9 protein-coding genes are annotated in these 7,226 nt (G+C 44.2%); 6 read left to right on the forward strand and 3 right to left on the reverse strand.

Features of this window, described 5'->3' with window-relative positions:
- From ACFS25_RS31795 to ACFS25_RS31805, 3 genes are all read left to right on the forward strand, one after another.
- Nucleotides 1–352, forward strand: a 352-nt coding sequence (locus ACFS25_RS31795; RefSeq protein WP_381509257.1) for a plasmid mobilization protein, incomplete at its 5' end; no start/stop codon positions are given.
- 50 nt (nt 353–402) lie between these two features.
- The gene (locus ACFS25_RS31800) at nt 403–1,233 is read left to right on the forward strand and encodes a relaxase/mobilization nuclease domain-containing protein (protein ID WP_381509258.1); all 831 of its coding nucleotides are present in this window, start codon (nt 403–405) and stop codon (nt 1,231–1,233) included.
- Nucleotides 1,217–1,843 carry a hypothetical protein gene (locus ACFS25_RS31805; RefSeq protein WP_381509260.1) on the forward strand — a complete coding sequence of 209 codons (627 nt, stop codon included), beginning with the start codon at nt 1,217–1,219 and terminating at the stop codon, nt 1,841–1,843. Before ACFS25_RS31800 ends, ACFS25_RS31805 begins: the two co-directional genes overlap by 17 nt.
- A 53-nt stretch (nt 1,844–1,896) precedes the next feature.
- Here the strand turns inward: ACFS25_RS31805 and ACFS25_RS31810 are convergent, their stop codons facing one another.
- From ACFS25_RS31810 to ACFS25_RS31820, 3 genes are read right to left on the reverse strand one after another with little or no spacing between them, the layout of a single operon-like run.
- Complete coding sequence (locus ACFS25_RS31810; RefSeq protein WP_381509262.1) at nt 1,897–2,109, reverse strand: hypothetical protein; 213 nt, start codon at nt 2,107–2,109, stop codon at nt 1,897–1,899.
- Nucleotides 2,081–2,380 (reverse strand): BrnT family toxin, encoded by a 300-nt coding sequence (locus tag ACFS25_RS31815; protein WP_381509263.1) that lies wholly within the window; start codon nt 2,378–2,380, stop codon nt 2,081–2,083. Before ACFS25_RS31815 ends, ACFS25_RS31810 begins: the two co-directional genes overlap by 29 nt.
- Nucleotides 2,373–3,347 (reverse strand): replication initiation protein, encoded by a 975-nt coding sequence (locus tag ACFS25_RS31820; RefSeq protein WP_381509265.1) that lies wholly within the window; start codon nt 3,345–3,347, stop codon nt 2,373–2,375. Before ACFS25_RS31820 ends, ACFS25_RS31815 begins: the two co-directional genes overlap by 8 nt.
- A gap of 808 nt (nt 3,348–4,155) precedes the next feature.
- Here ACFS25_RS31820 and ACFS25_RS31825 point away from each other — a divergent pair.
- The 3 genes from ACFS25_RS31825 to ACFS25_RS31835 all read left to right on the forward strand — a co-directional run bounded on the left by ACFS25_RS31825 (nt 4,156) and on the right by ACFS25_RS31835 (nt 6,947).
- On the forward strand, nt 4,156–4,473 hold the full coding sequence (locus ACFS25_RS31825; protein WP_381509267.1) for a LytR/AlgR family response regulator transcription factor: 318 nt from the start codon (nt 4,156–4,158) through the stop codon (nt 4,471–4,473).
- Nucleotides 4,474–4,890: 417 nt separating this feature from the next.
- Entirely contained in the window at nt 4,891–5,400 is a 510-nt protein-coding gene (locus ACFS25_RS31830; RefSeq protein WP_381509268.1) for a hypothetical protein, read from the forward strand.
- Between the two features lie 1,175 nt (nt 5,401–6,575).
- Nucleotides 6,576–6,947, forward strand: coding sequence for a hypothetical protein (locus tag ACFS25_RS31835; protein ID WP_381509270.1), 372 nt, complete (start codon nt 6,576–6,578; stop codon nt 6,945–6,947).
- Nucleotides 6,948–7,226 lie beyond the last annotated feature (279 nt).

Below are 7,226 nucleotides of genomic sequence, written 5' to 3' on the forward strand. Positions count from 1 at the left end.
TCCTACTGATCCGGTCAAAAAGAAAGGCGGACGCCCGCCCAGCGCTACTAAACGCGACCAGCAAATGACAGTTTTACTGAGTAAGCTAGAGAAGCTAGCCATCCAGAAACGGGCTGAGAAAGCGGGCCTGACTCTGTCGGATTATGGCCGGCAAATGGTGCTTACGGGCAAAGCCCAGGTCCGGCTTAGCCCCCAAGAAAATGAGACGTTGAACCAAGTCGCCCGGCTGGGGAACAACCTCAATCAGATCGCTCACAAAGCGAACGCCGACGGTATCCGCAGCATCGCCCTGGAAGCCCACCGACTTCTTCAGCAGTTGAGTCAACTCTTGGATAAACCCGCTGCTCTATGATCGCTAAAACGACCATCGGCCGCAGCTTCAAAGGGTGCTGCGCCTACAACATGCAAAAGGTGGAAATGGGGAAAGGTCAAGTGCTGATGAGTCAGGGGGTGCGCGATTATGAGCTGAACCCGATGGTGGCCGACTTTGTCCGACAGGCCCAGATGAATCCTGAGTTAACGCGCAGTGTCTGGCATACGGCCATCAGCTTTGATCCTCAAGACGAAGCCCGGTTACAGCTTCAGCCGCAGTTAATGAAAGACGTGGCCAGCGAGTACCTGACCGGCATGGGTTTGGATCAATCGCAGTACGTGGTGATTCAACACCAGGATACGGCCCACAGCCATTTTCATATCATTGCCAACCGGGTGGCCAGCAACGGCCAAACCATCAGCGACAGTCTCAATTACAACCGCTCGGAGAAGCTGCTACGGGAGATCGAGCAGAAGCACAGCCTAACGCTAATGAAGGAGCAAGGCTACCGGCTCAGTCTGGAGCACGTACCGGAGCGGGATCGTTACCGGCTGGAAATGCGCGATGAGGTGCGCCATAGTCTGGAGCGTTCGACCACCAGCGCGGAGTTGAAAGCCGACTTAGCCCAGCGTGGTATTGAGGTCATTGTGAACCGGGATCAGGCCGGTAAAGCCCGTGGATTGAGCTTCGAGCGGGTGAGCCAAGATCAAAACGGGGAAGACATCAAGGTTGCCTTCAAAGGCTCCAAACTGCACCAGAGCCTGAGTTTGGGCCATATTGAAGAGCAGCTCCTAGAAAATAGCCTAAAACGGGCTTTAGAGCTTTCCAGAGAGCAGGAGATAGAAAAGTCTATTGGCCTGGAGAAAGGGCCGCAAATCGAAGATAAACAACTAAAACAGGGCCGTGGCCTGGGTATGTGAGATGGATACGAATGAATTAGTGGGCGAATTGCTGCAATCGCTGATCGACGAGGTAAAAGTGCTACAAACTAAACTAGGCAAACTGCCTACGGAGACCCCGCCCGATTACCGGGCCAGTATCGATGAACTAACTAAAGCCGTGCAGGGCTTACAAAATCAAGCCAAGTCAGCCGCGCCCGGTATTGATCTGAGTCCGCTTACCAGCCGACTCGACCGGCTTGAACAGGCTCATCGTCAATCCCCTGAACGTAAGATGAGTCAATACCTACAGGTGGGGGCTTATGGGTTCGGGCTTATGGTGGTCCTCCTGGTCACGGTCACCTGGTTTGCCTTGAGTTGGCGGAGTGAGCGGGATGAGTATGAGCAAGCTTTCGCAGCGGATAATTGGCGAATCCGTTACACCAAGCAGGCCAATCCGGACTACTACAGCTTTATGGAAGCTAAGTTTAAGGACACTGCCATTTATAAATGGATCGGTGAACAGGAGGAAGCCGACCAAAAGCGCGAATTGGCCCGTGAAGCCGCCGAGCAAGCGAAAGCTCTGTCTCGTCAGGCGAATGAGTTAGAAGGAAAAGAGATGACAAAGGGGAAGAAAAAAGGAAGCCAATGAAAACCCGATTTCAAGCGGCTGGTTGCTTTCTCTCCCCTTTTCAACCTTTCTGATCAGGGTTGTTTGTTCCCGGCAAGTGTCTTATCTCGTTCAGCGGCATACGCTAACGTTTCCGCTACGGTCATATAAGGCCCCTTGTGATTGACCCAATGTTCACCAGACTCGTTCATTTCCTGTTCGGTCATCCCGTTCTTGATGACCGCAATCAGCTTAGGGGCGGCTCCTGAAGCCACCCTCTTATTGGGGTTTTTGGGCGATTTGAGCATAGCGTTGGCGTTCTTTTTGGTTGGCCGGCCGGCAACTAATGGGCCTAATTTGACCATTTCTAATGACATACACAACAAGCAATATTCGATTCTGGTTGCTTCGGGCTACCAGCTTGAAGCGTTCTTCCTGGTCACTGTGTTGGGGATCACGCAGGGCCAACGGAGCCGGATCGTAAAATAAGCTTTCTACTTCCTCGATGGTATTGACCCGAAGTGGATAATGGTCGATAATATGATCCTTATTTCCCATATCCCACTGAAATTCAATCATTTTTTACCCCTTTTGGTTGTTTCAAGCCCAATCGGGTGAGCAGGTAGCCTGCCACGTTCTTTTCGACTTTAACTTTTCCGGTCTGCAACTCATAGGCAAATTTATTAACCTCCTGAATTAATTCGGCTGAGTTCATGATCTGATTGACCACATCGGCGCGTTTGATGTTCCACTTTTCAAGTAGAAGCCGAACATTCTGGTACTGACTTTCGGATACTCCTGCTGGAGCGGCCCCTGGCTTAACGGCTCCATCTTTGACCGGCAGGGCCACAGTCAGCGGTTGACTCTTGATAGTAAAAGTAATGTTTTTAAAGCTACGCCCTTTCTTTTCGAGAGCATAACTAATCTGTAAATCAGTATGTTGATTGATTTGCTTAACTGATTCGTCTAATACCCTTTTTCTAAACATTGAGAACGGCCCATATTCTTCATCCCCTTTCTCATTAATTAGTCCAAGCATACGTTTAAACTCCTCAATAACATACTCCGGTGTCTGACCCTTGTCTTTCCATTGGCTACATAACGCATAGATACGTTTGGCATGTTTACTTCCTAAACGTAGTGCTGAATAAAGCTGAAATGATGTAAAAGTAGCTTGTAAATCAAATAGATATGGCTGGATAGTCCGCGTAAATTCAATCTCAATAACTCCTAATCCATGAATGTAATCTACTCTATCAAACATCCACATTTGCCGCCACACCTGCCGTCCTTTTTTATCGGTCTCATTAGGGATTTCAAACATACGACTTCCCATTCCCTCAGTGGCCAACCGTAACTTTTGGTAGTCGTATTTTTTACCTGTCAATTTGCCCATTTCTGTCACTGATATCTCATAAATCCCGTCCGGCTGACTCTTTCGGAGCCTTGAAAGTAAGAATAAAAAGATATCTAGTTGAAGCTCGGAGTACTCATAACGAGCATTTGTGATAGCATTGTGCTGTCGTACTTGTATGGCGTTTTCCACTGATTTTGAGCATTTTATGATTCTAAGAAACTACTTAATAAAACAGTTCAAATATACAGTTTCTTTTCACACACCAAACGTTTCTTTTTCACACACCAAACGTTTCTTTTCACACACTAAACGTTTCTTTTCACACACTAAACGTTTCTTTTCACACACCAAACGTTTCTTTTTGGCCTCATAACTAGCTGATTTTTAGTTAGTTATGAGGCCTACAAATAGAACAAATACTTCAAATAACACAAAGATTGTGTTGTCAAAAAAAAACGGCTTCTAGGGAGCTGACGCAAACCAAAAAATAGCGGACGTTAGAAAAGTATCAAAGGGGTAAGAAAAAACAGAAAAAAACAAAAACACCAAAAAGAGAAGGACGGCAGGAGCGGGCAAACTATAAATTTAGTTAGTAAACGTTGAAACCGCGAATTTTTAGTAATAACTGACCTATTTACTACGTGGTGACATACGATGTCACCACCTTTTTTTATCCCGCTGTGAATTGTACTATTTCAAGTCTTGTTATATAAGCTATCTTATGTTAATGAACTTTTCTAAGATCAACCACCATATACAAGCCCTCAGAATAGTCTCCATTGTAGTTTGGGAAGGGGAGAGAAAAAGCTAGTATTATGTTAAGGGAATATCCTTAGAAGAGGCCCACAATAGCCAGTAAGGGACTCTTAAAAACGGTGACTAAGTGGCTTAACGCAGATAGACGTATCGACTAGTAGGCTTGAAAGGCATTCGATACGGACAATAAACAAAACTACCTGGTACGCCCGTTAGGTTAGTCGTACCAGCTTCGCCACTTATGGCTACATTCAAAGTTCCAGGCTTACAAAAACCTTGCTCGATTGACTTGATCATATGGATTGAAGGCGATGGGAACTATGTGTGGATTCACTTTGTGGACCGCCCCAAGTTCCTTTCCTCTCAAACCCTCAAGTGGTTTGCTCATCAACTACCCGCCTTCCTACGAGTGCATAAGTCAAGTTTAATCAACCTTGATCATCTAGTGCTGTTCAATCGGACAAACGGCCGACAGGCTAAGGTGATTTTAAGTAATGGGGTAACGTTACTCGTATCCCGACGGCGGGTGCTACCAATTGCCGATCAGTTAGGTATTTGAGTACTAAAAAGTAATCGCTGGTCATCCTACTGGAACTCTGCTTATAGACAATCGGTAGGAGATAAATTGGTTGATAGACAAGCGCTCTTAGTCAGTGAGTATTGTTATCTGTGATTTTGATTTGTAGTCTAATTTTATGGAATCTTGGCGTCTAGACTAACATAACGTTTACTTATATAACATTGAAGACTATGAAACAGACCAAATTTTTCTCGGGCATGAAACGCATGACCATACAGTTGAAAAAGTTTTTCAAGGATGTAATTCAAGGCCGAATTAAGATTGATGTGCACAGCTTATCATAATCGCACTTATACAACAAATTTGATGCGAGTGAAACAACTAGTTACGTGCTTAGGGCTACTTATAATTAGCCTTGCTTGCACCAATTTGTGCAAGGACCCGCCTGACCCCAAATTGACTCAAGAAGTCAAACAATGGATTCAGCCTTATCAAACGAAGGCGCAGTTAATTTATCAAAACCAACAAAATCGTCGTGATACCCTACTGATTCGGTATAGCACGGCAACAGAATATTGTGGGGGTGACGAATGTGGAAGTCAGTGTGAGATTCAGAGGGCCGTCTTGACTTCCAAAAGAGATTCAACTCTTGGCATCACTATTGAAGCGAAGCTAAATGATTTAGTTGCCATTAATTATAGCCCCTTTAGCCAACCAGACTCAAATTCATTGTATGCGGGGATCTATCTACGCAATAAGTTTGTCGATAAACGGCCCGCAACGGCGCAGGTAAGCTATTTGATTAATTACCCCCTCGGCGGTGAATCACTAACAGTTATCGAGGCGAGCTGTGTCAGTGCCAATGAATGCAAGCGGTTGAAGATGTCCTCTGTTCTTCTCTCAAAGGAAAGAGGGTTAGTGGCGTATACCGATCAGCTTAATCAGCGTTGGACAATCGTTAATTAAATAGCACAGAAACTGGAAGCCTATGAAGTATCAGTAGGCGCATTTCCCGATTTAATTTCTTTACATAAAATCAGTTATAGAACGAGTCTGGGAATAGTACCAACTTGCTGTGGGGCAGTGAGTTGTACTTTTTCATAGACTCCTATAAATCTTATTGCCGTATTAAGATAAAACCTGTTTTATAAGATAACCTATAAGTCCTTGTGTCGTAGATGACTATTTTTTTACACTCATTAGTATCGACGTAGTTGGGCCGACTCTCACCAAAAGCTTTTGTGTCTAACTCTACTCTAAATAGCCTTCCAGGATAGCTTATTGGCTGGTAATCACCATTTGTATCATAGGTCTTACGCACCACTTTAGCCATTGATGAGCCGGTACTTATATAATTGTCGAAGAGTGAATCGGGATCAAGTATATTATTTTGATTATCAAATGTTATCCTACCTCTCCGGATGGGTGAAGTTGAAGTAGGCCCAACAGTCTCGAACTGCCAAGTACCAAGAATATTCTTTTCGATTGATGGTGCTTGACAATTAGTGCTGAAAGAGGGGTCAACAGGGGCTTTGAGCGGAGTTAGTTCTTGGCGGCAAGCGACTAAGAACGATCCAATGAATAGTATAGTAAATACCTTTCTCATGCGCCGAACGGTTTTACAGGCATAACGTATAAGCTGTTCTGCTGTTGTATAAGTGGCATTATGTTTACCTATAATCAAAAGCTTAGTTACTACTTAAATCGTTTTACAAATTCTTTAGCTTCTAACATTGTCTCTGGATACGACTCATATCCGTTTCCGTCAGGGTTGGGAATATGTCTGTAAGTAAAACCATTTTCGTACAGAAATCGAATAACCTCCCACCCTTTGTCATCTGATTTCTTAGGAGGCCGGAATCTATGCGGATAATGTACAGCCGTCTGATGACAATCAGGGCAAGTAGTTGATTGCTTTGCTCGCTCGTTATAATCTGTATTTAGATTAAACGCCTTCTGACATGTCAGACAGACCAATTTATGCCCCATTTGCTGTTATATAATCCTTGTTATGATAAGCTATTCGAAGTGTTAAACACAACTCAAGAAGTGTTAAACAGAACTCAGATTCTGTTTAACACTTCTCAAATCACTAACTTTCTGTACTTTAGCTGTTAAACAAAACGTTTAACAAAACTCAAATGGCCGAAGAAAGTGGTTTAACAGAACTCGAGTTAAGTCAAACACTTGATAAAGATACAGCAAGAACTAAAGGTAAAGGGGGCCGAACCCGTCGCGCTCCTGACGTAGGTATTTGGGCCGTACGAGGGGTTGATCTAGAGACTCGGGCTATCATTGAAAAAGGAGCTAGCCGAGTTGGTAAAACGATGGGTCAATATGTGAATGAAGATGTTCGTAGCTTAGTGCAAAGCCAGCTTACCCAAAGTCAATTACCAGCCGCCCCGGTTGATATTCAAAACCAAATCAACCACTTAACTAAAATGGTTGAAGGGATCGCGAACCGGATGCCTGAGCAAGGTAAGAAGTCTTTTTGGCAACGTCTATTTGAATAATTACTAGCCTCATTTTACTACTAATGGATTTAGAAGAAATGTTGACTAGAGTTGACTTATCCGCTCTCTCATCAAGTCAACGAAAAGAGTTTAAGATATGGTTAAGCACCCAACTAATTCTACAAAGTAGTATCCGTACTGCGTTACGAAAGGGGCAATCTGTTAAAGGGATAATTCAAAAATTCAGAAAGCAGTTCGAGTACTCGGTTCGTATTGAAGATTAAAAATTTTACTCTCCTTGCGTGAAAGCTGGCGCGTACGTATTTTGCTGGTCTGATT

The organism is Spirosoma flavum (assembly GCF_042686045.1).
Classification (GTDB): domain Bacteria; phylum Bacteroidota; class Bacteroidia; order Cytophagales; family Spirosomataceae; genus Spirosoma; species Spirosoma flavum.

Coding starts and splice junctions, on each gene's coding strand:
- ACFS25_RS31800 (WP_381509258.1), top strand. CDS start 403: ATGCAAAAGGTGGAAATGGGGAAAGGTCAAGTGCTGATGAGTCAGGGG.
- ACFS25_RS31810 (WP_381509262.1), bottom strand. CDS start 2,109: ATGCTCAAATCGCCCAAAAACCCCAATAAGAGGGTGGCTTCAGGAGCC.
- ACFS25_RS31815 (WP_381509263.1), bottom strand. CDS start 2,380: ATGATTGAATTTCAGTGGGATATGGGAAATAAGGATCATATTATCGAC.
- ACFS25_RS31825 (WP_381509267.1), top strand. CDS start 4,156: ATGGCTACATTCAAAGTTCCAGGCTTACAAAAACCTTGCTCGATTGAC.
- ACFS25_RS31835 (WP_381509270.1), top strand. CDS start 6,576: ATGGCCGAAGAAAGTGGTTTAACAGAACTCGAGTTAAGTCAAACACTT.